Genomic DNA, 25,909 nt, shown 5'->3' with positions numbered 1-25,909 from the left:
AGTCTGGTCAGAGTTCATTCAATAAAAATACAAGGGGAAGCCAATGGAATTTTTAGTAGCTGAGGAGGGTACTCCTCAAAGCATCGGTTGCGAAGGAGCAACGATAGCATATTATGGGAGTGAGATAGAATTTCATTATGAAACCGTGCCACCACATGGAGATGATATTTTTTCTGCAAAATTGCCTTTATTAGATATTCAACTTCCATTTTGGATCTATGGGAGAAATCTCATATTTTTAGATGCCTATTATTTGCTTGCAGAAACAGTGGAGAAGGGCACTTGGAATCCTATAACAAGTATGCTTATCAATATCCATACAGGAAAATATGCCAGCTTAGATCACTGGTACAACAACATTTCGGTCAAGGAAAAAGAAATCGAGTTCAAAAATGACTACGATGGAAGATCTATGATTTTAAAAGATGTTGATGGGCTTAAGTGGGTTTAGAAATATAAAATGCAAATGTTGGTTTTATATTAAAGGAGGAGAACAATGTCCAAAAAAAGAGTGACCTTACCTAAAAATTTTGATGAACTGATTACAGCAAGAGATATTGAAGCTCTTAAAGCCGTATATTATAAATGTGAGCTTACTGCTCATGACGGCAGATACAGCTTAAATACGGCACTTCATTTTGGAGGTGTTCCTGATGAGCTTGTTATCTGGCTGGTGGAACAGGGTTTAGATGTAAATACTCCTGATTATTATGGGCGGACACCATTATATAAGCATGCCACGCTGGGTAGGGATACTGTGAAACTACTTTTTGAATTAGGCGGAGATATACAAAAGCCTGATACATACGGGAGTACACCTCTGCATACGGCAGCAGGGTTTTTCCGACCTAAGATAGTCAGTTTTTTGGTTGAAAAAGGTGCAGATGTTAATGCAAAAACTGATATGGGACGAACTCCTTTAGCTGAAGCCCTTGCTACTTGTAGGCAGATTAATATTGCACAGGTAGCAGAAATTGCAGAAATGCTCATAAAGGCGGGCGCTGAGGTAACTCCTGATATGGCAGAAAGAGTCGAACTAATCGGAAAGGATTTTGAATTTCACAGAGAAAACTTTAATAAAGATTACTTGACTGAAACAGAAGCAGGGCTTGAGAGACTCTATGCACTGTTTGATGTAAAGCCTGCTCCGAAACGCAAGATACATGACGGAGTTTCTCCTATTCTTGTAGAAGATGGTCCTTGGCAAAAGCAATACGATGAACTTTGGGAGATGTTGATTCCTTCAAGCGGGCCAGCAAAAACTGTACAAGGCGAAGTGATCCGTATAACAGGGCGCGTACAGGATGAGCTCTATAGAAATGGCGGTGTCAACTGGGATAAACACTACCGGAACATGCTTAAAGCCCTGCCAAATCATTTCGCTTCAGGTACACCGCTTTCCGAAGAAGAACTGGAAGAAACTAAGGAACTGATTTCCAGCATCCGTGCAAAAGGCAGTGATGAAGATACTATAACTGAACGTTTGTGTGAACTTTCGGTTCTCTGGGTAAGCTTAAATCCTGATCCGCTTCCTTTAGGCAAAACAAATTATAACAGATGATTCTAAATTTGTAGGAGACTTAAAATGATTACATTAAAGGATATAGGAAGTTTTAAATCTGTTCCACAAATTGTAAATGATATCATAAATGGAAATACATCGGCATTAGATAAGTATTTTTCAAAGGGATGGGATATTGAAAAGGGTATAAAAATAGGTAAGTATACCACTTTGTCACCTTTAGACATCGCTTTGATTATGGAAAGTTTTGACTCTGTAAAATGGCTTGTGCAAAAGGGCGTCAATCTGAATGTAAAAGGAAGTCCTTCATTTTTGCTTGCTGTAAGGTATTGTGATAAAGCTATTATCAGGTATCTGGTAGAACATGGCGCAAAGGTGAACTGTGTAAATGAGGTAAAGGCAGAGGCCTTTGAACAGGCTTTATATGGGAAAAAATATGAGAACCTACCTCTTATCCACGAATTAGGACATAGGGTAGAAAAATACGGTGGACAGGCATTTCGCAGTGCAGTTTCAGAGAGAAATTATGAAGTGCTTGATTTCTTTATAAAGAACGGAGTTAATATTAACTACAATGCCCCTGATACGGTCTATCCTTTTAAACCAACCCCGCTATGTGTAGCCGCAAGGTATGTTGATTTGAAAATGTGTCAGTATCTTGTGGAAAATGGGGCGGATGTAACAATAACCGAAAAAGACGGGATGCGTCCATACAGTATCGCACTTGAAAATGGCGATGAAGAAATGGCTGCATATTTTAAGCAGTTAGAACCTGAAAAATACCACAGTTTACAAAATAAACTGGATGAACTGAAACCATTTAAATTGCCTAAGGTGGTCATTGATTTTCTTCAAAGCGAGGAATTACATTTTGAACTTAATGACTGTGATTTTAAATGGATAGAGTTTTTTTCTTTAATCAATACTGTTCCGATGAAAAAAGGCAGACAGAAAGTCCTACGTATTTCTAAACAGACGGGAGATTATGACCATATCTATATTGTATGGAATCCTAAAACAAAGAAGGTAGCTTCCTATGATATAGAGCATGAAGAGTTGAAAGATATGTGCAGTTTTGCGGAATTTGTAAATGATATGCCAGCATATATGCAACAAATAATCGAAGGAGAGCTGTAACTAAGAGAATAAAGGGTGGATGGTATGCAGATAAGTGATGAGATAAAAAAGATAGAAGAGTACATTTGCGAAAACTTTGAAGAATGGGATTTGGATGATCCTGTCGAGGAAGAATATCTGGACGATTATCAGGAGATATCCGGCGCTTCTGAGGAAGAAATAGCAGCATTTGAAGAGAAATTTGGGATAACTCTGCCTGATGATGTAAAAGAGCTTTACAGCTATAAAAACGGGAGTAAGTATCTCAGTATTCTGCCTTGCCTTATAGATGAAAGAGACATGGCCTTTTGCTTGATGAGCCTGCAGGCTATCAAAAACACTAAACACTATTTTCAAAACAGAGACGCCCTCTTAACTGAATTTCCTGAGCATTTTACAAGCCAAGACATTGAAAAAATGCGGGACGAGAGGATAAAACCCTATCTTTTTAATAAAAAATGGATTCCTTTTGCCGAGTATTGTGACAGTTGTTTCCTGATGCTGGATTTTGATCCTGACAAAGAAGGAAAAGAAGGTCAGATTCTTTGCTATATTCATGATCCTGATGAAGTTGTGTATGTGGCAGAAAATCTTAAAGACCTAATCTTTTCGATAATTAGGGAAATAAAAGCATAAGATAGAAGATTTAGAAAGGAACCGTTTATGAGAAAAATACAAGTTTCAAAAGAATGGTTGCAGAAATACCAAGAAATAAAACATCTACTCACTTCGTCTATCAATTATGCAGACTGTTTTGATAGGAAAGAAATACAGGGTGCAGAAATTTTTGTTTTGGATATGGGGGAAGTGACTTTCCCTAGCGGAGAAATTCTGGTTCGCGATCCTTTGGTCTGGCTCCGTAGAGAGGAAAAGCCTTACTTACAATCTGTTCCCAAAGGAACATATAGACTAAAAACTTTAGTAGCCAAGATAGAAGAAGACCATTACAGGTATGTAGCAACGAGAATCCAATTTACAGATCAAGTACCAGTCATCTACTATGAAGCACTGACTGGTGATGAAGATATAGACGCTGTTGAAAAAGACTCTTATTTTGGATTTGCAGTTGATGCAGGTCTGGCAACGATAGTAGATGTTGAAACCAAGAATGCCTACTGCGATTTTGAAGATAATTGGTATAAAGAAAATCCTGACAAAAATATCTACGATGATTTCTTTGCAGCAGTTTTTGCTCAACATGCCATAGACAATCCCCTTTATCAACGTGAGGGTGGGGATTGGATTAATTTTAAAATCCCCAACACTGACCTAAGCATTCCGATGATCCAATCAGGTTTTGGAGACGGAGTCTATCCCGTCTACTTTGGCTATGATAAGGATAATCAGCTTTGTGATTTAGTTGTCGAATATATTTACCTAGAATAGAGAGGAATAGCAATGTCACTAGAAAAAATCTATGATTATTTTCATCATTATGATTCTAAAACCTACCAAGTTGTAGCCTGCATGGGAAACGAACCCTCCGAAGAGGAGATACAAGATTTTGAAAAACTGTATCAAATCAGTCTTCCAGAAGACTTTAGAGAGTTTACCATGTCACCCCTAGGCGGACTATATATGGAAGTCAGGGAGGAACTGTGGCCTAGAGCTAAAGCATTTGATGTGGCACCATTTTGGACATTTTGCCGTGGTATTAAGGTTTACGGCATTGCAAATGAGATACCTGATTTTCTAGATATTCGACTGAAGACCAAAGAATTACATGAACTAGGCTTTGTAAATTATATCCCTTTTCTGTCTATCATCGGTGATGGAGATGTGATTTTCTGCTTTGATAAAAATAATCACATTGTCGCCTTAGATTGGTATAGTAGTGGAGAGGCTGAAGAACTCGATAGTGACTTTTCAGATCTTTTGCTCAAGCAAATCCAAGAACTGGAGGAGCGTAAAAACAGAATGTTAGAGAGAATCGAGAAACAGAAAAAAGAAAAATAAGCCATGTACTGACCAAACTGCCTCTAATGTCAATACAACAGCACGAAACTCAAAAGAGCTGGAAACCAGCTCTTCTTTTTATTTTACAACAAGCTCGTAGCGAGTTTTGCTGGTAAAGGTTTGACCTGCTTTGAGAATGACTTGGTCTTTGAGGTCACTGTGAATGGCATCTGGTAAAGCTTGCGCTTCAAGGGCAATCCCATTGTGTTGCACCATTGGCTGGCCTCCGATGATGACACTCTCATCCACAAAGTTTGCTGTGTAGACCACAAAGCAAGGGGCCTCTGTCTTGAACAGCAGGAAACGACCTGAGTTTTGGTCATAAAGGAAACCAGCATTGTCATGACCGGCAGGAAGGGCAAATGGGTGATCCAAACCAGATACCAACTGGATTTGCTCATCTTCCTCTTCAAAGATGTCCTTCAACAAAGCTCCATTGTAGATATGTTTCACTACATCACGAGTAGCATCTGGAGTCTTAGCCGGAACTCCGTCTGGAGCGATTGGGTAAATGCCCTCCGTATTTAGTTGGAAGACATGGCGGTCAATTGTCTGCGTGAAATCACCAGACAAGTTGAAGTAGCTGTGATTAGTGGGATTGACAAGCGTATCCTGATCTGTCGTCACCTTATAGCTGACTTCGTAAGCACCAGTTTCTTCCAAATGATAGCTGATCCATATCTTGAGATTACCAGGGAATCCTCCTGTCCCATCTGTACGCTCTGTGTAGAGGGTCAAGCCATGGGCGCTCACCTCTACCAATTCAAACAAGCTTGAATCCCAACCTGTTGAACCACTGTGGTTACAGTTGCTGGCATTGTTGACTTCAAGATTATAGGTCTGGCCATTAAGCTCAAATGTCGCACCTGCAATACGGCCCGCTACAGGACCTACACTTGCTCCATGCTTGGGACTATTGCCTACATAGCTATCAAAATCATCAAAGCCCAAAATCACATTGGCAAAATTCCCAGCCTTGTCAGGCGTGACATAGCGCAAGATGGTCGCACCATAAGTCATAACTTCAAGCTGGTAACCACCATCAGTCTCAAAGCGATAGGTCAAGACATCCTTGCCCTCATGATTTCCAAATACACGCTCTGTGTATGCTTTCATTCTTCTCTCCTTTGATCCATTTCTCTTAAGTAAACAAACCATAGAGAGTGTCTCACCATCTATGGTTGTAGTTTCTATTTTCAGAATCCTTTGTCAGAAAACTTAAGTATCCTCTTAACAAAAAGGAATTCTTCTATTCTTGTTTTTATGCTTCTACACGTTCAGTCCATGAAGTCGCTGTTGTTTGAAGAACTTTGTTGAGTTCGTCAATGTTCTCAAATCCAGTTGTGCGTAGCCATTCACGAGCTGCTGCTTCACCGTCTTTGATGTAGGCTTCAACTGATCCAGCCCATGTAGCACGGCCACAAAGAACGCCGTTGAAGTTTGCGCCTGATTCGTGGGCAAAGACAAGTGTTTCTTGGAAGAGTTTCGCTGACACTCCCGCACTCAAATAGATGTATGGCAAGTTAGTTGCTTCATCTTGCGCTTTGAAGAAGGCTGCAGCTTCCTCACGAGTATGAACGATTTCACCATCGCCAAAGCCTTCAACGTATTTGACGTTGACTGGAACTTCCACTTTCAAGACATCGATGTTGAAGCGTGGGTCTGAGAAGACCTTCATAGCACCGATAACCTTATGTGGTTTCACTTTTGCGTATTCTGCAGATCCTGCATCCGCAATCTTTTCATCGTAAGCCAAGATTTCAAGGAAGAATGGAATGTCTTCCGCCACACATTCAGAACCAATGCGTTCGATGTAGGCTTGTTTTTGTTGGTTGAGTTCGTCAGAACTGTCTACGTCATAGTAAAGCAAGAACTTAACCGCATCTGCACCTTGTTCCTTGATGCGTTTGGCAGACCAAACATCCAAGCAGTCTGGCAAGCGTTTAGTGCTCGTTGTGTCGTAACCAGTTTTCTCATAAGCAAGGAGAAGACCAGCATTGGCATCAAGCGCTTTTGTAGCTGGAAGACCATACTCAGGGTCGAGAAGCATAGATGATGCGTATTTGGTCAATTCATCTGCAACCAAGACTTTGAGTTCTTCCATTTGAGCTACTGTTGGCTCTTCTGTTTGGTATTGAGCCATGAGGCGTTTCAAAGCACCACGTTGGTCAAAGGCAAGAGCTGAGATGATTCCATTTTCATCTGAAAGTTTTTGCAGGCAGGCAACTTTATTCGGACTTAATTGTAATTTACTCATAGACACTTCCTTATTTTTGATAGTCATGAATGATCACACCTTGTACCACACGGTTTACGGTACCTGTAGGAGACGGTGTATCTGGTTTGTTTTTAACTTTCAGCGAAGTCAATAGGGCAAAGAGTTGAGCATATACGATGTATGGGAAGACACGGTAAATATCGTTCAAGACACCACCACAGCCAAGGGCTACTTCTTTGACATTTTCAAGACCAAAGGCTTGATCACTCAAAAGCACAACACGACGAGCAATACGGTCACCAGCCACTTCACGAACCAAGTCCAAGTCGTACTTGCGAGTGTAGTCTGTCGTTGTACCAAATACCAAAACAACTGTATCTTCGTTGATCAATGATTTTGGACCGTGACGGAAGCCAACTGGGCTTTCATACATGGTCGCCACTTGACCAGCTGTTAATTCCAAAATCTTGAGCTGAGCTTCATGAGCAAGACCGAAGAAAGGACCAGCACCAAGGTAGATGACACGGTTAAAGTCGAGGTCAACAAGCTCTTTGACATCTGCTGCATTGTCTAGAACTTTACGCGCAAGGCTTGCCACAACTTCAAAACGTTCAGCTTTAACAGCAAATTCTGTAGGATCAAAGACCAAGAGAGCTGTTAACATCATAGACGTAAAGCTAGAAGTCATGGCAAATCCAGCGTCATTTGAAGCAGCAGGTTGCAAAAGCAAGAGATTGCGGTCGTCACCATGAGCTTGAAGAGCCAATTTCCCATCTGCTGCACAAGTAATCGTCACTTGATAGAGCTCATCCACCAAGGCTTTAGCCAAATCAACAGTCGCTACACTTTCAGGCGAGTTTCCACTACGAGCAAAAGATACAAGGACAGTCGCCACGTCTTTTTTCAAATAAGTTTCTGGATTGGCAACAATATCAGTTGTCGCAATGGCATTGAAATTCCATTTGCGTTCGTCATAGACTTCCTTAAAGTATGGTACCAAGGTATCTCCCACATAAGCAGAAGTACCAGCACCCGTCAAGATGACCTTGATATAGTCATGTTTATCAGCGATCCCTTGAAGAAAGGCTGTAATTTCTTCCCGTTTCGCTTGATAGGCTTCAAAAGCCTCTTCCCATACATCAGGCTGTTGGTAGATCTCACGAGTCGTGATTTCTGCACCCAGTTTAAGTAATTCTTCTTTTGTGTAATTTAGCATAGAGTTCCTCTAATCTATTATTGTTTCATTCCTATTGAAAATATGGGAATGGATTGACTCCCATTCCCATGTATATTCTATACAAGCTGTTCTAACGATTTTCACGTTGTCACATCTTATTGAATTGAGTTCCAACTAAAATCTTGGGGAAAAAGACCGATTATCGTCGGAGCATCGCTCCATCCTCCTATCGCCTATTTTCCCTGTGATTTTCACGTTGTCACATCTTATTCATCTTCGTCATCATCGAAGCCCGCTAACAGATCATTGACTTTTACAATGCTTTCTGCAGCACGGCTCTTATAATCCGCATCTGCACCTGTAAGGCTTGCATTGATAAATTCAATCACCATTGGAAGATTCATCCCTGCGTAGAGTTCAATGTCGCGACCTTCCATAATCAAACGGCTTACCACGTTACAAGGTGTTCCGCCGAGAAGGTCCGCAAAGACTAGGAAATCATCAAATCCTTCGATAGCAGCTTCAAATTTTGCAGTAAATTCTTCTGGACCATCTTCTGGAAGAAGAGCCACTGCATGAATGTTGTCCTGTGGACCCATGATCATTTCTGTGCTACCTTTAAGTTCTTCACAGAAACGACCATGACTTACCAAAATTAATGATTTACTCATAAATTATGCGCCCATTCCAAGCAAGAATTTACCGATGAATGAAAGACCTACTGCAAGAACGATAATGATACCGATCGCTTTAGTAGAGTTCATACCTTTCTTACCAAGCAACCAGAAGATAAAGGCAGTAAAGATTGCTGGAAGCAAGCGTGGGAAGATTGAGTTCAAGATATCTTGGAAGTCAATCATCTTTTCACCGATTGGCAATTTGTAAGAAATGTCAAAGTTGATCATTGTTGCTACAAGAGCACCCATCATGAAGACACCAAGTACAGATGCAGCGTCAATCAAAGCTGTCAAGGTACTTTGCATGTTGTTGATAAGGTTAACCCCTTCTTTGTAGGCAAATTCCAATTGTTTCCAACGGAAGATGTCATAAGCAACTGCAACTGCGATCCAAAGGAAGATACCCCATGGTTGGCCAGCGATAGCCATAGTTGCTGCGATAGATCCCATGATAGCAGGCACAAGTGAACCAAAGATTGTATCTCCAAGAGGAGCGAATGGTCCCATCAAACCTGTCTTGATACCGTTAACGGCATCTTTTGAACCCACACCATCTTTTTCTTCCATGGCAAGGTCAAAACCAGCGATAATTGTGTGGAAGAATGGTGAAGTATTGAAGAATTGAGTATGAACTTTCATCATTTCTTTCAATTCAGGAGTTCCATCCCCATACATTTTACGCAATTGAGGCAAGATCATGTAAAGGTAACCAGAAGCTTGCATACGTTCATAGTTCCAACCTAATTGGAAAGTAAACAAGCTACGTTTGTTGATTTGATTAAAATCTTCTTTTGTAAGTTTGTAATTAGAATTCGTCATCTTCGATTTCCCCACTTTCTGATGGTGTAGAAGGTGCTGCTACAGCTACTTTTTGGCTGTTCTTAAAGTGAACAACTGCAAGGAAGATACCTACGATAGAAATACCAATCATAGACAAACCTTTGAAGTTATTCACAAAAGCAATTTTTTCAGCAACATCTTTAGGTAGAGTACCAAGGATACCCGCAACAGCTCCACCAAGACCTGTTACATATGAGTAAAGAACAGTCAACATAGCTGTCAAACCGAATCCCATTGCAAGGTAGTGAAGGTTACGTTTAACTGGAAGGTAACGAAGCAAGATTGCAAATCCAAGACCTGGAAGCATACGACCTGCAAGTGTCAAACCGTCTGCAACCCATTGGTATTCTTTAACAAGGTCTACTACTGATTGTACGAAAGCACCACCAAAAGCAAGAGCGAAGAATACTGGAAGGGCACGAGAAAGAGCCCATGGAAGCGCACCAAGTAGGTAATTGCGTTCGATACCTTTGTAGTCAAAGCGTTCGATCGCAGCATCAATACGGTGTGCAAAGAAAGTAGTTGTCATACGTCCAAGAACGTCGAAGTATGTCAAAAGTGCCGCTACTGGTACAGCGATTGTTGTAATCGCAAGGTCTGTATCAATACCTTGAGAGATAGAGAATGCTGTTGCAAGAACCGCACCAGAAGTTGCGTCAATACGAGAAGCACCACCGAAGGTACCAACCCCGAGAACGAACAACTGCAAGCTACCACCGATAAACAAACCAGTTGTCACATCTCCCATGATCAAACCAGTAATGAAACCAGCGAATACAGGGGAACCTGCAGATGAAACGATTGTCAACTCATCACAGATTTGATAAGCTGAGTACAAAGTGAGAAGTAAAATTTGCCACCATTGTATCATAACAATGACCTCCTAAAAATTTTTTCCTATTTTAATAAGCTCAAAAAGTCTGAAACTGGATCATTTGGAACCATTTGAGCAGTGAGTTTCACACCTTTTTCTGCTAGTTTGTGGAAATCTTCCACATCCTTATCTACCACGTTGATAGAACGTGTGATAGAGCGAGTTTCTGGTGTTTGAGACATATTGCCGACGTTGAGTGTTTCAAGCGGAACACCTGCTTCGACCAAACCAAGGAAACGGTCTGGTTTACGTGCAACGATAAAAAGACGTTGGCTATCGTATTTACCAGCAAGGATATTCGCTGCCGCTTTTTCAACCGGCAAGATACTAAGTTTCACACCTGGTGGTGTCGCAAGTTTCAAGCCACTCTTTTCAATATCGTTGTTAACAACTTCGTCGTCTACAACCATAATGCGTGAAACATTTAGTTTTCCAGCCCAAAGATTGGCTACTTGACCGTGGATCAAACGTCCATCGATACGGCATCCTACAATTGTCATAAGTTTTCCCCCTTTATATGTTTTAGTGTAGGTTTACGAGTTAAATGAATCTCTTCTTTATATTCGCCCTCAGTTTCAAAGATGATGATGCGGTTAGCACCTTCCTTGAGATAGCTATGAGGGATATAAAGTGAGAGGGTCGGGCCGACGTTCCAGAAACGCCCTAGGTGGCGCCCGTTGACAAAGGCAACCCCCTTACCAAACTCAGACAAGTCTAAGTAGGTATCCTTCGGCTCTTCGACCGTAAAGTCGAAAGCGTAAAAGGCTGGTTGTCCTTCTGTCCATCCTTTTGAAAAATCAATCTTCTCAGGATTATCCAGTGGAAGTGGATATTGTTTCCAATTCAGTAAGAAATGTAGATCCTTGCAGACACCTGTACGAATTCCTTTACGCTGCGTATCTGCCAAGAACTTATGTCCGTAGTTGACACGCCCCATATTTTCAATCAAAATGTCAATCTCTGAAAAGCCTTCTCGGTTGCCTTGACAGTAGATATCTTCACCAATTTCTGTCTGGTATTGAGTGGCAATCCATTGACCATCTACATAGAGTTGAGCTCGGTCACGTCCATCGATGATACGGAGACGTTCCTCTTCGGCATCCCAACTTGCTTCGGTACGATAAAGAAGGTAGCCATAACTTTGACCAAGTTCTTCCATCGCTTTTGGATAGAGGCTTTCAGTTGGACTGGCCAGGCTATCCAGAGTTTCAAACAAGGAAACTTTTTCGACCAATGGAATGGACCCTATCTCCATGCTTTCCTTATAGAGTGGTTCCAACTGTGGATACTCTGGGAAGTGTGTTGCCATCATCTTCTTGACTGCTAGGTATTTAGCAGTTGGATTTCCTTCTTCATCGAGAAGGGCATCATAATCGTAAGATGTAACTTGTGGCAAATCTAGAGTTCCTCGAGCCGAGCAACCATTCATGAAACCAAAGTTTGTTCCGCCATGGAACATATAAAGGTTGATGGAGCCTTGCTCTAATACCTCTCGAACAGCTTCTGCCAATTCTTTAGGATCCCGTGTGATGATGGGTTCTTTCCAACGGTTGAACCAGCCATCCCAGAACTCCATACACATGAGGGGCCATTTTTTACCATACTCATCAAAGAATTCCTGCATCTGTGAAAAATTGTAAGGAGCTTTAGAGCCGAAGTTCCCTGTCACAAAGAGGTCGTCTTCGATCAAGGTTCCGGCTTTCAGAGTAGCCCTCCATGGGCCATCTGAAGTAAAGAGCGGGCAATCAATTCCTCGGTCTTCCATCAATTTCCGAATTGCTCGTAGATAAGACTTATCTTCTCCATAAGAGCCATATTCATTTTCGACTTGCATCATAAGAATGTTCCCGCCATTATCCAACAGACGAGGCACAAGCCTTGGCAACAGTTGGTCATAATAGCGAGCAACAGCCTCGATGTAGGCTGGGTCGGACGAGCGGATTCGCATGCCCTTGGTCAGGAGCCAAGCTGGCAAACCACCGAACTCCCACTCAGCACAGATAAATGGAGACGGACGTACAATGGCATAAAGTCCCAGATCCTGTGCTATTTGGAGAAATTTCTCCAAATCTAGAGCACCTTCAAAATTAAACTCCCCTTCAACAGGTTCGTGTAAATTCCATGCTACATAAGTCTCGACCGTATTAAAGCCAAGCGCCTTTAAGTTGTAGAGGGAATGATACCAATCCTCTGCTGGAATCCTAAAATAATGAATGGCGCCGGACAAAATCTTGAACGGTTCGCCGTCTAAGTAGAAATCGTCCTCAATTTTAAATCTTGTCATGTTACTACCTCTGACTAATTAAGTTTGCGCTTTCATTTATTATAATATTAACTATAATCAAATCTCGTGCATTTGTCAATAGGTTTTAGAAAATTCTTTAAAATTTTTCTATTTTTTTACTTCTTTTTTACCAAAATTATCTAAAAAATAGCATGAAATAAGGGCTTTTGTACGACCTCTGTTTCGATGATACTTTTATATATGTGCAAAATAATATTTTTAATGTATTATGTTATTTTTTTATCTAAATGCTACTATTTTCTTTGTGTTTGTGGTAAAATCAAAGAAGGAGAAAGAAAAAAATTGAGGTGCAATTATGGCTATTCCAAAATACCAATATATTAAAGACGAACTCAAGAATAAAATCATCTCAGGTCAATTTGCGAGTGGAGACAAATTTTATACTGAAGCAGAATTGATCGCCATGTATGATGTGAGTTCTATTACCGTCGTACGCGCTTTGAACGACCTTGCCAAAGATGGCTATATTGTCCGTCAACAAGGGAAAGGGACATTCGTATCACGCGCTCGTAAGCACAAACTCGTTGAATTTTCAGATGTCGAAATTTTTGAAACAAAAGACGATAAGGTAACCGTTCTTTCTATCGAACGTGGAAACAAGCTTGAATATTTAGACAAACTCGGCCTACGTGGAGATCAATTCTACTATAAGATTGAACGTATTCGTCAAAGTAATGACGTAACTTATATCTACCACACTTCTTATATTCCTGAACAATATATCAATGCCAACTATCCAAACCTTGACTACTATAGTTCTATCTATACACGCTTCAAGTTGGACTACCACATCCACATGACTGATGAGCATTTTGAGGAAATCAATGAGATTACATTCCCAACCCCAGAGCACGCTGCTTCTGTATTAGGAATCGATACACAATTCCCAACAGTCTTCCAAACCAAGACAACCAAGCTAGAAGCTACTGGTCAAGTTCTGGCCTATAGCGAAACTTATAAGCGAGCAGATTACTACAAGATTAAATTTATCTCAAGTAATCAAGGCCGATAAGAAAAACCTGAGCTTAGACTCGGGTTTTTCTATATCTATCATAGCATACTCCATTTAGTATGAACATACGATAAAAGGTAAATCTATAATTAGTAGCGTTTTTACTAAAAACAAGTAAAATAGTCAGAAAAAATTTTCTGCTAGAGCAGATTTGCTAGGAAAAACAGCTTCCTAATCTTATAATTTCCTCCATTTATTATAGTTCTTTCATAAAGCCGCTTGACTTTTTATATCTTAGGTAATAAAATGAAAACAGTTTTGTGTAATCGCTATCATACAATATAATAACAGGGAGGTTTTATCATGAAACTAGAAAAGAAACAGCGCTTCTCCATTCGTAAGTACGCGATTGGAGCAGCTTCTGTACTCATAGGATTTGCTTTTGGTACCCAAGTCGTATCTGCCGACGGGATTACTCCAGCTCCAACAGCTGAAGAAACTGTCCAAACGATTCAGGAGAGTCCTCAAGCAGTCAAAGAAGCTGTAGACTCCAAGGTTCCAGAAAAACTGGAAGAAAAAGCTGACGAGCCTGTAAAAGAGGAGGTCAAAGAAGACAAGGAGGCTCCTCGAACAGTTGCTCCAAAAACAGAAGAGTCAAGCGCACCAGTTGTGACAGAAAATGCTGCTCCAACTCCTACTGCCGAGAAAGAAAGCCCTGCCCCAGCTGAAACTCCTGCAGAAAAGAAAAATGAAGCCGTCACACCTGCAGTAGCCACTCCTAGCACGGAACGAGCAACTCAGGTGAATGAAAAACTAGCGAAACGAAAAATGATCTCAATCGACGCTGGACGCAAGTACTTCTCTCCAGAGCAACTCAAAGAAATCATCGACAAAGCCAAACACTACGGTTATACTGATCTTCATCTACTAGTTGGAAATGATGGCATGCGTTTTATGTTGGACGACATGACAATCAAAGCCAATGGCAAAACCTATGCAAGTGATGATGTCAAACGTGCGCTCGAAAATGGAACTGATGCCTACTACAAGGATCCAAATGGCAACCACTTGACAGAGAGCCAGATGACGGACTTGATTAACTATGCCAAAGATAAAGGTATCGGACTAATCCCAACCGTTAATAGCCCTGGGCACATGGATGCGATTTTGCATGCTATGAAAGAACTAGGCATCCAAAAACCGAACTTCAACTACTTGGGAAAAGAATCTGCTCGTACTGTTGACCTTGATAACAAAGAAGCGGTTGAATTCACAAAAGCTTTAATCGACAAGTATGCAGCTTACTTCGCTGGCAAATCTGATATTTTTAACATCGGACTTGACGAGTATGCCAACGATGCTACAAACGCTAAAGGTTGGACTGTCCTTCAAACACAAGGAAAATATAGTAAATTTATCACTTACGCTAATGATCTTGCTCACATTGTCAAATCTCACGGTCTTAAGCCAATGGCTTTCAACGATGGCATTTACTACAATAGTGATACTAGTTCTGGTACTTTTGACAAAGATATCATCGTTTCTATGTGGACTGGTGGATGGGGCGGATACGACGTCGCTTCTTCTAAACTTCTAGTTGAAAAAGGTCACCAAATCCTTAATACCAACGATGCTTGGTACTATGTTCTCGGACGAAATGCCGATGGCCAAGGCTGGTACAACCTCGACCAAGGACTCAATGGTATCAAGAACACTCCAATCACTTCTGTACCAAAATCTGATGGGGCTACTATCCCGTTCATCGGGGGTATGGTAGCTGCTTGGGCGGATACCCCATCTGCACGCTATTCACCATCACGCCTCTTCAAACTCATGCGTAGCTTCGCAAATGCCAATGCTGAATACTTCGCAGCTGACTATGAGTCTGCTGAGCAAGCTCTGAAAGAAGTACCAACAGACCTTAACCGCTATACTGCAGAAAGTGTCGCAGCTGTAAAAGAAGCTGAAAAAGCCATTCGCTCACTTGATAGCAACCTCAGCCGTGCCCAACAAGATACCATTGACCAGGCAATCGCAAAACTCCAAGAAGCTGTCAGCAACTTGACCTTCACACCAGAAGCTCAAAAAGAAGAAGATGCGAAACGCGAAGTTGAAAAACTTGCCAAGAACAAGGTGATCTCAATCGACGCTGGACGTAAGTACTTCTCAGCTGAGCAACTCAAACGTATCATTGATAAAGCTAGCGAACTTGGATATTCTGATGTGCATCTCCTCCTAGGAAATGATGGACTTCGCTTCCTACTTGATGACATGACTATCACTGCTAACGGTAAAACTTATGCAAGTGACGATGTCAAAAATGCCATCATTGAAGGAACAAAAGCTTACTACGATGATCCAAACGGAACCACTCTTAGCCAAGCTGAAATCACTGAATTGATCGAGTACGCAAAATCAAAAGGCCTCGGACTCATCCCAGCAATCAACAGCCCAGGTCACATGGATGCCATGCTCGTCGCTATGGAAAAACTTGGAATCAAGAATCCTCAAGCCAACTTTGACAAGGTCTCCAAAACAACCATGGACCTTGAAAACGAAGAGGCGATGAACTTTGTCAAAGCCCTCATCGGCAAGTACATGGACTTCTTTGCAGGCAAGACAAAGATCTTCAACTACGGTACAGACGAATATGCCAATGATGCCACCAACGCGCAAGGCTGGTACTACCTCAAATGGTATGGACTCTATGGCAAGTTTGCTGAATACTCTAACACCCTTGCTGCCATGGCCAAAGAAAGAGGCCTTCAACCAATGGCCTTCAACGATGGTTTCTACTACGAGGACAAGGACGATGTTGAGTTTGACAAGGATGTCATCATCTCTTACTGGTCTAAAGGATGGTGGGGCTATAACCTTGCATCTCCTCAATATCTAGCAAGCAAAGGTTATAAATTCCTTAACACTAACGGAGATTGGTACTATGTTTTAGGTAATCACAAACCAGACGAAGCCTACCCACTATCAAAGGCGATTGAAAACTCTGGTAAAGTGCCATTTAACCAGCTTGCTTCTACCAAGTATCCAGAAGTAGACCTTCCGACAGTCGGAAGCATGCTTGCTATCTGGGCAGACAAACCAAGTGCCGAGTACAAGGAAGAAGAAATCTTTGAACTTATGACTGCCTTCGCAGATCACAACAAAGACTACTTCCGCGCTGACTACAATGCTCTCCGTGAAGAGCTTGCTCAAATCCCTACTAACTTGGAGGGATACAGCAAAGAAAGTCTCGATGCCCTAAATACAGCTAAAGAGGCTCTCAACTACAACCTCAACCGTAGCAAACAAGCCGAGTTAGACGCTCTCGTAGCCAAACTCAAAGCAGCCCGCCTAGGCCTCAAACTAGCTGCAACACACTCAGGAAGCCTCGATGAAAACGAACTAGCTGCTGCTGTCGAAAACAAACCAGAGCTCATCATAAAAACAGAGGCTATTCCGTTTGAAATCGTTAAAAAAGAAAATCCGAACCTCCCAGCTAAGCAAGAAAAGATTGTAACACCAGGTGTAAATGGCGAACGCACTCATTACATCTCTGTCCTTACTGAAAATGGTAAACAAACAGAAACCATTCTAGATAGCCAAGTAACCAAAGAACCTGTGACCCAAGTGGTTGAAGTCGGTGCCCCTATTACTCACAAAGGGGATGAAAGCGGCCTTGCTCCAGCTGCCGAAGCGAAACCGAGACTAGATATCCAAGAGGAAGAGATTCCGTTCACTACTGTGACACGTGAAAATCCACTCTTACTCAAAGGGAAGACTCAAGTTGTTACTAAAGGCGCTAACGGTCGTCGCAGTCATTACTACTCTGTGAGCACTAGTGCTGACGGTAAGGAAGTGAAAACTCTTGTAGATAGCCTTGTGACCCAAGAAGCAGTAACCCAAGTTATTGAAGTCGGAACCCTTGTAACCCATGTAGGGGATGAACACGGTCTTGCTCCAGCCGCAGAAACAAAACCGAGACTGGACATTCAAGAGGAAGAAATTCCATTCACTACTGTGACACGTGAAAATCCTCAATTGCCAAAAGGACAGACGCAAGTTGTTACTAAAGGTGCTAACGGCCACCGTACTGCCTTCTACTCTGTAAGTACTACTGCTGACGGCAAAGAAGAAAGAACACTTGTCAATAGCGTGGTAACACAGGAAGCGGTCACTCAAGTCGTTGAAGTCGGAACTGCCGTTGAGAAAGCTGAGCAAACTGCACCAACTACTGTCAAAGCAGATGAAAAACAACTCCCTGCAACAGGAAGTCAAGACTCTGCAGGCTTGATCGCAGCAGGACTCATGGCGACTCTAGCAGCCTACGGACTGACTAAGAGAAAAGAAGACTAAGATTCTTCTAAGAGAATATGAAAAAGCGAGATCGAATCTCGCTTTTTTGTTTTATGATTAGTCACCAAGTCCGATACGTTCAAAGATATTATCCACTCGTTTGGTGTAGTATGCAGGGTTGAAGATTTCATCGATTTCTTCTTGAGTGAGGCGTGATGTTACTTCTGGATCTGCTTCCAGAAGTGGCTTGAAGTCTACTTGGTTATCCCATGAGTGGGCTGTTTTTGGTTATACCAAGTCGCCAATTTAAGACCAAAGGTCGTCGGCTCCGCATGCATCCCGTGGGTACGACCCATCATGATGGTGAACTTGTGCTCCTTAGCCTTATCAGCGATGATGTTGGTGAAATAAAGACCGCTCCGCAAATAGCAGCCGACAGCATGCCCTCGCTGACAAAGCCAGCGTGGGAAGGGCTCATGGCCGCCAGAAATCAGGTCAACCTTGCCCGTCTTCTCACTCTTGCGAGCGATTATATCAAATCCCTCGACCCGATGCTGTGAATATAGGCCAAGCCGTCCAGCATCTCGTTCACAACTGCTGTTGGATCGTTGATAATTTTCTTCATAGGTGTCCTCCTTTTCTCGGCGCTTCTTTCAAATTGAGCTATTCACCCTAAAAAGAAAGCGTTGTCATTTTTGGCATCATTTTAACATTTTATCTTGCCCAAAGCAAATTCTGCCACATCTTAGACTAGAAGAAAACATCAAATTAGTTGACAAGAAAAAGTAGACAGCGTATACTAAAGATAGATAAGTAGACAGCGTATACTTTTGGAGGAGATACATGAAACGCAATACTGCCCAACTGAAAGAACAGCTTATCCAAACAGGGATTGACGAAATCGGAAAACATGGAATTGAACAACTTTCGCTCAGGACTGTTGCCAAGGTCTGCGGTGTGACTCACGGCAGCCCTTACCGCCATTTTGAGAGCAAGGAAGGCTATCTCAAAGTCGTTTTGACTCAGCTTTCGCTTTTTCTCAATCAGGAAATCAATGAAAATATTGATGCGACTGGTTCTGCGCGCGATCAGCTGATCCAGCTTGGACTTAATTTCATTATTTTTGCCAAGACCTACCCTCATTTTTTTGAAGCTCTCTTTATCAAATTTCCTTTTAAATATATGAAGGTGACGCAGGACACTATTCTCTTGGAGTCTGACTTGCCTGGATTTGATAAATTTAAGGAGCTCGTTTTAAAGCTTCGCAAGGAGGAAAATTTTAGCAATAGCGAAGCAGAAAGCCTTTTTCACTTTTGGAGCTTTATCACAGGCCTAGCCGTTCTGACCAACAGTCCTATCGGACAAGACCTTGATCTTCAAGCCATCCAAAGCACGATTGAGCATATGCTTGATATTTATATCAAAGGAGAACAATCATGAAAACCTTGATTATTTACACCCACCCCAGCCCAACTGGCTTCAATGCTGCTATTCTCAAAGAAGTTCAAAGCAATCTTTCTAAAAAGCACGAGGTGAAAACTTTGGACTTGTATGCTGAAAATTTTGATCCGATTTTGCGCTTTGACCAAGAACATAGACGCCGTGACCTGCACAAAGACCCTGAAATGGCAAAATACAGGGATTTGATTACTTGGGCAGACCAGCTGATTTTCATTTTCCCTATCTGGTGGAGTGGTATGCCGGCCATTCTCAAAGGCTTTATCGACCGCGTCTTTGCGGCTGACTTTGCTTACTCTTATAAAAAAGTTGGCCTCCAAGGCCACCTGCAAGGCAAGTCCGGCTGGATTATCACCAGCCACAACACACCTGCTTTTGCCTTGCCTTTTGTCCAAGACTACGGCAAGGTACTGAAAAATCAAGTCCTGAAACCGTGTGGAATTACTCCAGTCAAACTGACCGTCCTCAACAGTGTAGAACGCAAAACAGACCAAGAACGCCAAGAAATGCTCAAGAAAGTCGGACAACTGGCAAGTCAAATTTAAGATAAAGAAAACGGGAGCGGGAAAGAACTTCAAACAAGTTAAAAAAGTTCGTCTTCCCACCCCCGCTTGGAGCTTAAAAAGCGAAGGAAGATGCCAATCAACCACTGCGTCATCTATTTTTTCTAATTTATTTTCAAAAGCCTGGACTTTTTGCCCAGGCCTGTTTTTATATTTAATCTAAGCCCACGCGCTTGAAGATTTCATCCACGCACTTGGTGTAGTAAACTGGGTTGAAGATTTCATCGATTTCTTCTTGTGTGAGGCGTGATGTTACTTCTGGATCAGCTTCGAGGAGCGGTTTGAAGTCTACTTGGTTGTCCCAAGAGTAGGCTGTTTTCGGTTGAACAAGGTCGTAAGCTTGCTCACGTGTCATGCCTTTCTCAATCAGGGTCAACATGGCACGTTGGCTAAAGATAAGACCAAAAGTCGAGTTCATGTTGCGGATCATGTTTTCTGGGAAGACGGTCAAGTTCTTGACGATATTTCCAAAACGGTTGAGCATGTAGTCGATCAAAATAGTCGTATCTGGTGTGATGATGCGCTCAGCTGATGAGTGGGAAATGTCGCGTTCGTGCCAGAGAGCTACGTTTTCATAAGCTGTAATCATGTGACCACGGATAACACGCGCAAGACCTGTCATGTTTTCAGAACCGATAGGATTGCGTTTGTGAGGCATAGCAGATGAACCTTTTTGCCCCTTGGCAAAGAATTCTTCTACTTCGCGTTGCTCAGATTTTTGCAGACCACGGATTTCCGTTGCCATACGCTCGATAGAAGTTGCGATGCTAGCAAGAACTGCAAAGTACTCAGCGTGGAGGTCACGAGGAAGCACTTGTGTAGAGATTTCTTGGGCACGGATACCCAACTTGTCGCAGACGTATTGCTCTACAAATGGTGGGATGTTGGCAAAGTTCCCAACCGCACCAGAGATCTTACCAGCTTCCACACCAGCAGCCGCATGCTCGAAACGCTCGATGTTCCGCTTCATTTCACTGTACCAAGTCGCAAGCTTGAGACCGAAAGTCGTTGGTTCCGCGTGCACACCGTGGGTACGGCCCATCATGATGGTGAACTTGTGCTCCTTAGCCTTATCAGCGATGATGTTGGTGAAGTTTTCAAGGTCACGACGGATGATGTCGTTGGCTTGCTTGTAGAGGTAACCATAGGCAGTATCGACCACGTCAGTAGAAGTCAAGCCATAGTGAACCCACTTACGCTCCTCACCAAGCGTCTCAGAAACCGCACGCGTGAAAGCCACCACATCGTGACGAGTCTCTTGCTCAATCTCCAAAATACGGTCGATGTCAAAGTTCGCCTTCTCGCGAATCAAAGCCACATCTTCCTTAGGGATTTCCCCCAACTCAGCCCATGCCTCGTCAGCCAAGATTTCCACCTCAAGCCAAGCACGGTATTTATTTTCTTCACTCCAAATGTTCGCCATTTCAGGGCGAGAGTAACGGTTGATCATAGTTTCTCCTTATCTACATATTTATTTTTAAGTTTTTGAGACTCAGATTCATCCAATTTTTCAATTTCTTGCTTTTTTTTAGATGACCAGAAAGAAATCTTTAATAAAATTAATATTGTTTTAAACGATGATATTAGAGTTGAACATACTATAAATAACCAAATACTAAAAATATAATTATAATTGTTTAAGTCAAAGTTTGACTGTATGAATCCAAGAAGTATTGTGAAACACAAAGACAAGAAATTCAAAAGTAATGTTTCCTTACAAAAATAAAATAAATCACTCTCAGCGTCATATTCACGAATTCTCTCCATAATTAATGAACTATGTATAGAGGGCAAAACACCAAAAAGTGCTATCAAAACGCCCACTATGATTGCAAATACATTTATTAAATTGGAAAATAATGTATCTATCCCTTTAGAACTAGCACAAATAAAATTTATTTTACAATCTATGATTGCAACCACAGCTGATATCAAGAATGGAAATATTTTTATAAAGAAATCAGAATTCCGATTTTCTCTTCTCATAGACATCTCCCATCTTATGTTTCACGTCATCGTATTTTATCGGTAATTTTCTTTCTTGTTTAATTGTAATTTCATCCTGTATAACATTACCAAATAGACTCACGAATTCAGAAACTCCCTCATTTCTTACTGTAAAATCAGCTCTCTCTACATGATCCTTATATTTATCATTCAATAACAAAATATCATCTAATAGATTGTTTTTCTCATCCGTATTTAATTCCTTTGTTTTATACCGTCCTACTGATAAAGTAATATCATAATAAGGAATTCCTATATCTCTCATTGAATCTATTGCTTTTCCTAGTTTTGATTTCAATGTTGAGAAAATGTCCAATCGTTGTAAAACATCAACCTCACTCATTCTAAAACGAATTTTTGAAACTTGTTGTGCTTCTTTAACTTTTTTAAAAGCTTTGAAATCTATTTTTCTATCCAGCCTAATTTTACTATCCGTAAAAGTCTTATGAAAATATTTTTCAATTCCAACCGCACTAACACTATGCGAATTCTTTTGAATCATTAATATATTCTTTCTAGGATCATATAAACATACCATCGGTTCGGCTACATATTCATCATCGTTTAAAGATAACTCTTCTGCTTCTGACTCTCTTTTACACAATAATGGGACATCTTTATCTCTGATTCGTAAAAATTGAAAAAACCACAAATCAAAACTTTTTTTATAACTAATATTTTCAACTCTTATATAATCATCCAAATATTCGACAGCATTCTGCGAATACTTTGAAACATCAATACCTTTTATCCATTTTTCAAGATCAAATGGCACTTTTTTATCATTAACATATTCAAACACATCAAAATATTCACATTTAAAAATTTTCTCAACACTATCTGTAGACAAGTTTTACCTCTTTCTATAATTCCTCTACTTCATCCGGCTCATCACTAAACAAAGTCACATGTCCCATTTTGCGGTTGTGCTTCGCTTCTATTTTACCATACATGTGGAAGTGGGCGCTTGGATTTTCTGTGACATATGTTTCAGCAGCCTTGACATGCTGGCCGAGAACATTGAGCATGACGGCTGGGGCATGCAGTTTGATAGCTGGCAATGGTGCTCCGAGAATACCCAAAATATGCGTATCAAACTGCGAGAAGTCACAGGCTTCAATCGAGTAGTGCCCAGAGTTGTGTGGACGTGGGGCAATCTCATTGACGATGATATCATCGGCCGTCGCAAACATTTCCACACAAAGGGTTCCAGACAGGTTCAGTTGTTCTGCGATTCGCACTGCCATAGCTTTGGCTTTTTCAGCTAGACTTTCTGAGATGCGAGCAGGCACAATCGTTTTTGAAAGAATGTTATTACGGTGGATATTTTCCTGAACTGGGAAGACTGTCACATCCTTGCCATTTCCTGACACGATAACGGAAATCTCAAGGTCAAAGTCGACAAATTCTTCCAAAACGCAATCTGCTGAATCCGCTAGTGCATAGGCTTCTTCCAAGTCTGCTTCTGCACGAATGACCTTTTGTCCATGCCCATCGTAGCCACCAGTCGCCGTTTTGAGGACATAGTTTTTCGACAGGTCCATATCTGCCAAATCTTGACTAGAAGTCACGACCTTGTATGGTGCCACAGTGACTTGAGCCTTATTTGAGAGAAAGTCCTTTTCAAAAATACGATTTTGGGAGATGCGAAGAAGGTCCGTTCCTTGAGGGAGTTGTCCATCCTTGATAACGGCATCCAAACCATCAGCATCAACATTTTCAAACTCATAGGTGAGGACATCGCAACGTTCCGCCAACTGACGGAGGGCATCCACATCATTATAAGGAGCCACGATAATTTCCGATACGCGAGAGGCTGGGCAATCCGCCGCAGGATCCAGCGAGATAACCTTGTGCCCCATGTAGATAGCAGAAATGGCCATCATCTGCCCCAGCTGACCACCACCGATAATTCCGATTGTTTTAGATGAGCTCATTTGTAGACTCCTCTGCGATTTTTCCTTGCTCTTCTGCGAAATCTGCCAAAGCTGTCGCGATAGCCTGATCCTCTACTGACAGGAGACGAAGAGCGAAGAGGGCTGCGTTTGTCGCTCCTGCTTCACCGATAGCCATGGTTGCAACAGGCACGCCACCCGGCATCTGTACGATAGAGTAGAGCGAGTCGACGCCACTAAGGGCACGTGATTTGACGGGCACACCAATGACTGGAAGGGTTGTTTTAGCAGCAACCATTCCTGGCAAATGGGCTGCGCCACCAGCACCTGCAATGATGACCTTGATACCACGGCTACGAGCCTCCTCCGCATGTCTGAACATGAGGTCTGGAGTACGGTGGGCAGAGACAACTTTCTTTTCGTAAGCTACACCGAAGCGGTCTAGAACTTCTGCTGTTTTTTGCATAGTTGCCCAGTCGGATTTTGAGCCCATGATAATGGAAATTACTGGTTTAGTCATAATATTCCTTTTCTTCCTTTCTTTTTTCAATCACCTTAAGTTGTGAGGGACGGCAGCAGCCACCAAAGGTGTCTCATGCCTAAATCGGAAGCCCAAGATCTTCCGATTTCCCTGAACGATTGGCTTATAAGCCAATCGTTCTTTCACAACGGCGGTGATTGCTCTATATTAGCTTGCTAACGCTCGCAAGTTATGCAACCATTATCGTATTTGGCGACTTCGTCACGTTATTCTTATATCTTTACTTAATAGCCTTGCTTCCGATATCGGTTCGGTAGAAGAGGCCTTCTGTTTTTTGTTTGTCAAGTTCCTTGTAGATGGTACTTTGGGCTTCTTTAACGGTATCTTCTGTGGTGACGAGCATATAGACACGTCCACCGTTTGATAGCAGTGCTCTGCTATTTTCCGCAAACTTAGCCCCTGCATAGTAGGTGATGATATTGCCTTCTGTCTTAGTTGGCAACTCGACACCCTTTGCATAATCTAACGGGTAGCCCTTGGATGCGACAACCACACCCAGAGTCACACCCTTGTCCGTCCAGGTGATGTTTGGCTCCTTACCATCGAGGATATCCGTAATATTTTGTGCAAAGTCAGATGTCAAACGAGGTAGGATAATCTGAGTTTCAGGATCTCCGAAGCGAGCGTTAAACTCGATAACCTTAGGTCCATCAGCTGTCAAGATAAGCCCTGTGTAAAGGACACCAAGATACGAACGACCTTCTTTGATCATCCCTTCAAGGACTGGCTTGACAATGGTGTCAACCGCCGTATCAACCACGCTCTGTGGCAAGTGGGGAACTGGCGCATAGGCACCCATACCACCCGTGTTAGGCCCTTTGTCGCCGTCATAGGCACGTTTGTGATCCTGAGCCGTTGGCATGATGTAGAACTTATCGCCATTGACAAAGGCAAAGAGAGAGAACTCCTCGCCGTCGAGGAATTCCTCGATAACCACACGCGCACCTGAATCACCGAATTTATTGTCCAAAAGCATCTCGTGAGCGGCTTCGACCGCTTGCTCGACTGTCTCAGCAACGACGACACCCTTTCCAAGGGCCAAACCGTCTGCCTTAACGACGATTGGAGCGCCTTTTTCTTCGATATAGGCCTTGGCTTCCTCGAAATCTGAGAATGTGCCATAGGCTGCTGTCGGAACACCGTATTTGACCATGATTTCCTTGGCAAAATCTTTGGACCACTCCAGCTCCGCTGCCAATCTTGTCGGACCAAAGGCTTTGAGACCAGCTGCATTGAACTCATCCACGATACCAGCAGCAAGGGCATCATCTGGCCCGATGAAGGTCCAAGCAATATCGTTGACCTTTGCAAACTCAATTAACTTAGAATGTTCGGAAATAGAGATATTCACCAATTCCAGACCATCTAGAGTCATCCCATCATTTCCAGGAGCTACAAAGACTTTTTCAACGTCTTTTGATTCAAGCAATTTCTTAGCAATCGCATGTTCACGACCACCAGAACCGACAACTAACAGCTTCATCTCTCAACCTCTTTTGCGAATTATTTACTAATATT

General features: G+C 42.1%; 26 protein-coding genes and 2 pseudogenes. 10 read left to right on the top strand and 18 right to left on the bottom strand.

Going from position 1 to position 25,909, the window contains the following annotated elements:
- Positions 1–43: 43 nt before the first annotated feature.
- The 6 genes from GOM48_RS00400 to GOM48_RS00375 are packed head-to-tail and all read left to right on the top strand — an operon-like array spanning position 44 to position 4,594.
- Positions 44–451 carry a hypothetical protein gene (locus tag GOM48_RS00400; RefSeq protein ID WP_235097685.1) on the top strand — a complete coding sequence of 136 codons (408 nt, stop codon included), beginning with the start codon at positions 44–46 and terminating at the stop codon, positions 449–451.
- 45 nt (positions 452–496) lie between these two features.
- Positions 497–1,561 (top strand): ankyrin repeat domain-containing protein, encoded by a 1,065-nt coding sequence (locus GOM48_RS00395; protein WP_235097683.1) that lies wholly within the window; start codon positions 497–499, stop codon positions 1,559–1,561.
- A 24-nt stretch (positions 1,562–1,585) separates the two neighbouring features.
- The gene (locus tag GOM48_RS00390) at positions 1,586–2,659 is read left to right on the top strand and encodes an ankyrin repeat domain-containing protein (RefSeq protein ID WP_235097681.1); all 1,074 of its coding nucleotides are present in this window, start codon (positions 1,586–1,588) and stop codon (positions 2,657–2,659) included.
- Between the two features lie 24 nt (positions 2,660–2,683).
- Positions 2,684–3,274 carry an SMI1/KNR4 family protein gene (locus tag GOM48_RS00385; protein ID WP_235097679.1) on the top strand — a complete coding sequence of 197 codons (591 nt, stop codon included), beginning with the start codon at positions 2,684–2,686 and terminating at the stop codon, positions 3,272–3,274.
- A gap of 27 nt (positions 3,275–3,301) precedes the next feature.
- Positions 3,302–4,024 (top strand): DUF4241 domain-containing protein, encoded by a 723-nt coding sequence (locus GOM48_RS00380; RefSeq protein ID WP_235097677.1) that lies wholly within the window; start codon positions 3,302–3,304, stop codon positions 4,022–4,024.
- Between the two features lie 12 nt (positions 4,025–4,036).
- Entirely contained in the window at positions 4,037–4,594 is a 558-nt protein-coding gene (locus GOM48_RS00375; protein WP_000051082.1) for an SMI1/KNR4 family protein, read from the top strand.
- A gap of 78 nt (positions 4,595–4,672) precedes the next feature.
- On the opposite strand, the gene GOM48_RS00370 is transcribed toward GOM48_RS00375, so the two are convergent.
- From GOM48_RS00370 to GOM48_RS00335, 8 genes are all read right to left on the bottom strand, one after another.
- Entirely contained in the window at positions 4,673–5,710 is a 1,038-nt protein-coding gene (locus tag GOM48_RS00370; protein ID WP_000649414.1) for an aldose epimerase family protein, read from the bottom strand.
- Positions 5,711–5,855: 145 nt separating this feature from the next.
- Positions 5,856–6,851 carry a tagatose-bisphosphate aldolase gene (gene lacD, locus GOM48_RS00365; protein WP_004245774.1) on the bottom strand — a complete coding sequence of 332 codons (996 nt, stop codon included), beginning with the start codon at positions 6,849–6,851 and terminating at the stop codon, positions 5,856–5,858.
- A 10-nt stretch (positions 6,852–6,861) separates the two neighbouring features.
- Complete coding sequence (locus GOM48_RS00360; RefSeq protein ID WP_235097675.1) at positions 6,862–8,028, bottom strand: SIS domain-containing protein; 1,167 nt, start codon at positions 8,026–8,028, stop codon at positions 6,862–6,864.
- 227 nt (positions 8,029–8,255) lie between these two features.
- Complete coding sequence (locus GOM48_RS00355; RefSeq protein ID WP_235097673.1) at positions 8,256–8,660, bottom strand: PTS sugar transporter subunit IIA; 405 nt, start codon at positions 8,658–8,660, stop codon at positions 8,256–8,258.
- A 3-nt stretch (positions 8,661–8,663) separates the two neighbouring features.
- Entirely contained in the window at positions 8,664–9,485 is an 822-nt protein-coding gene (locus tag GOM48_RS00350) for a PTS system mannose/fructose/sorbose family transporter subunit IID (protein WP_000185284.1), read from the bottom strand.
- On the bottom strand, positions 9,472–10,377 hold the full coding sequence (locus GOM48_RS00345) for a PTS mannose/fructose/sorbose/N-acetylgalactosamine transporter subunit IIC (protein ID WP_235097671.1): 906 nt from the start codon (positions 10,375–10,377) through the stop codon (positions 9,472–9,474). Before GOM48_RS00345 ends, GOM48_RS00350 begins: the two co-directional genes overlap by 14 nt.
- 26 nt (positions 10,378–10,403) lie before the next feature.
- Positions 10,404–10,880 carry a PTS sugar transporter subunit IIB gene (locus GOM48_RS00340; RefSeq protein WP_000156968.1) on the bottom strand — a complete coding sequence of 159 codons (477 nt, stop codon included), beginning with the start codon at positions 10,878–10,880 and terminating at the stop codon, positions 10,404–10,406.
- Positions 10,877–12,664 carry a glycoside hydrolase family 35 protein gene (locus tag GOM48_RS00335; protein ID WP_235097669.1) on the bottom strand — a complete coding sequence of 596 codons (1,788 nt, stop codon included), beginning with the start codon at positions 12,662–12,664 and terminating at the stop codon, positions 10,877–10,879. Before GOM48_RS00335 ends, GOM48_RS00340 begins: the two co-directional genes overlap by 4 nt.
- 316 nt (positions 12,665–12,980) lie before the next feature.
- On the opposite strand from GOM48_RS00335, the gene GOM48_RS00330 reads away from it, so the two are divergent.
- Both GOM48_RS00330 and strH read left to right on the top strand, forming a co-directional pair.
- Positions 12,981–13,697 (top strand): GntR family transcriptional regulator, encoded by a 717-nt coding sequence (locus GOM48_RS00330; protein ID WP_235097667.1) that lies wholly within the window; start codon positions 12,981–12,983, stop codon positions 13,695–13,697.
- 303 nt (positions 13,698–14,000) lie between these two features.
- Positions 14,001–17,987 (top strand): LPXTG-anchored beta-N-acetylhexosaminidase StrH, encoded by a 3,987-nt coding sequence (strH, locus tag GOM48_RS00325; RefSeq protein WP_235097664.1) that lies wholly within the window; start codon positions 14,001–14,003, stop codon positions 17,985–17,987.
- Between the two features lie 57 nt (positions 17,988–18,044).
- Here the strand turns inward: strH and GOM48_RS00320 are convergent.
- The 3 genes and pseudogenes from GOM48_RS00320 to GOM48_RS00310 all read right to left on the bottom strand — a co-directional run.
- A pseudogene (locus GOM48_RS00320) lies at positions 18,045–18,215 on the bottom strand (adenylosuccinate lyase); the annotation flags it as partial.
- Positions 18,182–18,283: a hypothetical protein gene (locus tag GOM48_RS09890; protein WP_414930190.1), complete on the bottom strand. Its 102-nt coding sequence runs from the start codon at positions 18,281–18,283 to the stop codon at positions 18,182–18,184. The pseudogene GOM48_RS00320 and the gene GOM48_RS09890, both read right to left, overlap by 34 nt.
- Before the next feature lie 41 nt (positions 18,284–18,324).
- Positions 18,325–18,552: pseudogene (locus tag GOM48_RS00310) on the bottom strand (dihydroxyacetone kinase subunit DhaK); the annotation flags it as partial.
- Between the two features lie 218 nt (positions 18,553–18,770).
- Between GOM48_RS00310 and GOM48_RS00305 the strand changes: the two are divergent.
- Entirely contained in the window at positions 18,771–19,367 is a 597-nt protein-coding gene (locus GOM48_RS00305) for a TetR/AcrR family transcriptional regulator (RefSeq protein ID WP_235097662.1), read from the top strand.
- The gene (locus tag GOM48_RS00300; RefSeq protein WP_235097659.1) at positions 19,364–19,930 is read left to right on the top strand and encodes an NAD(P)H-dependent oxidoreductase; all 567 of its coding nucleotides are present in this window, start codon (positions 19,364–19,366) and stop codon (positions 19,928–19,930) included. The genes GOM48_RS00305 and GOM48_RS00300 overlap by 4 nt, the downstream gene beginning before the upstream one ends.
- A 172-nt stretch (positions 19,931–20,102) precedes the next feature.
- Here the strand turns inward: GOM48_RS00300 and purB are convergent, their stop codons facing one another.
- The 7 genes from purB to purD all read right to left on the bottom strand — a co-directional run bounded on the left by purB (position 20,103) and on the right by purD (position 25,874).
- Positions 20,103–21,398, bottom strand: a complete 1,296-nt coding sequence (gene purB, locus GOM48_RS00295) for an adenylosuccinate lyase (protein WP_235097657.1) — start codon at positions 21,396–21,398, stop codon at positions 20,103–20,105.
- Entirely contained in the window at positions 21,395–21,934 is a 540-nt protein-coding gene (locus tag GOM48_RS00290) for a hypothetical protein (protein ID WP_235097655.1), read from the bottom strand. The genes purB and GOM48_RS00290 overlap by 4 nt, the downstream gene beginning before the upstream one ends.
- Positions 21,909–22,805: a DUF6731 family protein gene (locus GOM48_RS00285; protein WP_235097654.1), complete on the bottom strand. Its 897-nt coding sequence runs from the start codon at positions 22,803–22,805 to the stop codon at positions 21,909–21,911. The genes GOM48_RS00290 and GOM48_RS00285 overlap by 26 nt, the downstream gene beginning before the upstream one ends.
- A 13-nt stretch (positions 22,806–22,818) precedes the next feature.
- Positions 22,819–23,892, bottom strand: a complete 1,074-nt coding sequence (purK, locus tag GOM48_RS00280; RefSeq protein WP_235097652.1) for a 5-(carboxyamino)imidazole ribonucleotide synthase — start codon at positions 23,890–23,892, stop codon at positions 22,819–22,821.
- Positions 23,879–24,370: a 5-(carboxyamino)imidazole ribonucleotide mutase gene (gene purE, locus GOM48_RS00275; protein WP_000165788.1), complete on the bottom strand. Its 492-nt coding sequence runs from the start codon at positions 24,368–24,370 to the stop codon at positions 23,879–23,881. The genes purK and purE overlap by 14 nt, the downstream gene beginning before the upstream one ends.
- A 30-nt stretch (positions 24,371–24,400) precedes the next feature.
- Complete coding sequence (locus tag GOM48_RS09790; protein ID WP_321159612.1) at positions 24,401–24,517, bottom strand: phosphoribosylaminoimidazole carboxylase; 117 nt, start codon at positions 24,515–24,517, stop codon at positions 24,401–24,403.
- A gap of 94 nt (positions 24,518–24,611) precedes the next feature.
- Positions 24,612–25,874, bottom strand: a complete 1,263-nt coding sequence (purD, locus tag GOM48_RS00270) for a phosphoribosylamine--glycine ligase (protein ID WP_235097650.1) — start codon at positions 25,872–25,874, stop codon at positions 24,612–24,614.
- Positions 25,875–25,909: the final 35 nt, after the last annotated feature.

The sequence above is a fragment of the Streptococcus oralis genome (assembly GCF_021497885.1).
In the GTDB taxonomy this organism is placed as follows: Bacteria; Bacillota; Bacilli; order Lactobacillales; family Streptococcaceae; genus Streptococcus; species Streptococcus oralis_BQ.
The sequence above is the reverse complement of the archived record's forward strand: the minus strand, read 5'-3'. Positions and strand labels throughout refer to the sequence as shown.

What these genes read in the sequence shown, in the direction of transcription:
- GOM48_RS00400 (WP_235097685.1), top strand. Translation starts at nt 44, where the DNA reads ATGGAATTTTTAGTAGCTGAGGAGGGTACTCCTCAAAGCATCGGTTGC.
- GOM48_RS00395 (WP_235097683.1), top strand. Translation starts at nt 497, where the DNA reads ATGTCCAAAAAAAGAGTGACCTTACCTAAAAATTTTGATGAACTGATT.
- GOM48_RS00390 (WP_235097681.1), top strand. Translation starts at nt 1,586, where the DNA reads ATGATTACATTAAAGGATATAGGAAGTTTTAAATCTGTTCCACAAATT.
- GOM48_RS00385 (WP_235097679.1), top strand. Translation starts at nt 2,684, where the DNA reads ATGCAGATAAGTGATGAGATAAAAAAGATAGAAGAGTACATTTGCGAA.
- GOM48_RS00380 (WP_235097677.1), top strand. Translation starts at nt 3,302, where the DNA reads ATGAGAAAAATACAAGTTTCAAAAGAATGGTTGCAGAAATACCAAGAA.
- GOM48_RS00375 (WP_000051082.1), top strand. Translation starts at nt 4,037, where the DNA reads ATGTCACTAGAAAAAATCTATGATTATTTTCATCATTATGATTCTAAA.
- GOM48_RS00370 (WP_000649414.1), bottom strand. Translation starts at nt 5,710, where the DNA reads ATGAAAGCATACACAGAGCGTGTATTTGGAAATCATGAGGGCAAGGAT.
- lacD (WP_004245774.1), bottom strand. Translation starts at nt 6,851, where the DNA reads ATGAGTAAATTACAATTAAGTCCGAATAAAGTTGCCTGCCTGCAAAAA.
- GOM48_RS00360 (WP_235097675.1), bottom strand. Translation starts at nt 8,028, where the DNA reads ATGCTAAATTACACAAAAGAAGAATTACTTAAACTGGGTGCAGAAATC.
- GOM48_RS00355 (WP_235097673.1), bottom strand. Translation starts at nt 8,660, where the DNA reads ATGAGTAAATCATTAATTTTGGTAAGTCATGGTCGTTTCTGTGAAGAA.
- GOM48_RS00350 (WP_000185284.1), bottom strand. Translation starts at nt 9,485, where the DNA reads ATGACGAATTCTAATTACAAACTTACAAAAGAAGATTTTAATCAAATC.
- GOM48_RS00345 (WP_235097671.1), bottom strand. Translation starts at nt 10,377, where the DNA reads ATGATACAATGGTGGCAAATTTTACTTCTCACTTTGTACTCAGCTTAT.
- GOM48_RS00340 (WP_000156968.1), bottom strand. Translation starts at nt 10,880, where the DNA reads ATGACAATTGTAGGATGCCGTATCGATGGACGTTTGATCCACGGTCAA.
- GOM48_RS00335 (WP_235097669.1), bottom strand. Translation starts at nt 12,664, where the DNA reads ATGACAAGATTTAAAATTGAGGACGATTTCTACTTAGACGGCGAACCG.
- GOM48_RS00330 (WP_235097667.1), top strand. Translation starts at nt 12,981, where the DNA reads ATGGCTATTCCAAAATACCAATATATTAAAGACGAACTCAAGAATAAA.
- strH (WP_235097664.1), top strand. Translation starts at nt 14,001, where the DNA reads ATGAAACTAGAAAAGAAACAGCGCTTCTCCATTCGTAAGTACGCGATT.
- GOM48_RS09890 (WP_414930190.1), bottom strand. Translation starts at nt 18,283, where the DNA reads ATGGGTCGTACCCACGGGATGCATGCGGAGCCGACGACCTTTGGTCTT.
- GOM48_RS00305 (WP_235097662.1), top strand. Translation starts at nt 18,771, where the DNA reads ATGAAACGCAATACTGCCCAACTGAAAGAACAGCTTATCCAAACAGGG.
- GOM48_RS00300 (WP_235097659.1), top strand. Translation starts at nt 19,364, where the DNA reads ATGAAAACCTTGATTATTTACACCCACCCCAGCCCAACTGGCTTCAAT.
- purB (WP_235097657.1), bottom strand. Translation starts at nt 21,398, where the DNA reads ATGATCAACCGTTACTCTCGCCCTGAAATGGCGAACATTTGGAGTGAA.
- GOM48_RS00290 (WP_235097655.1), bottom strand. Translation starts at nt 21,934, where the DNA reads ATGAGAAGAGAAAATCGGAATTCTGATTTCTTTATAAAAATATTTCCA.
- purK (WP_235097652.1), bottom strand. Translation starts at nt 23,892, where the DNA reads ATGAGCTCATCTAAAACAATCGGAATTATCGGTGGTGGTCAGCTGGGG.
- purE (WP_000165788.1), bottom strand. Translation starts at nt 24,370, where the DNA reads ATGACTAAACCAGTAATTTCCATTATCATGGGCTCAAAATCCGACTGG.
- purD (WP_235097650.1), bottom strand. Translation starts at nt 25,874, where the DNA reads ATGAAGCTGTTAGTTGTCGGTTCTGGTGGTCGTGAACATGCGATTGCT.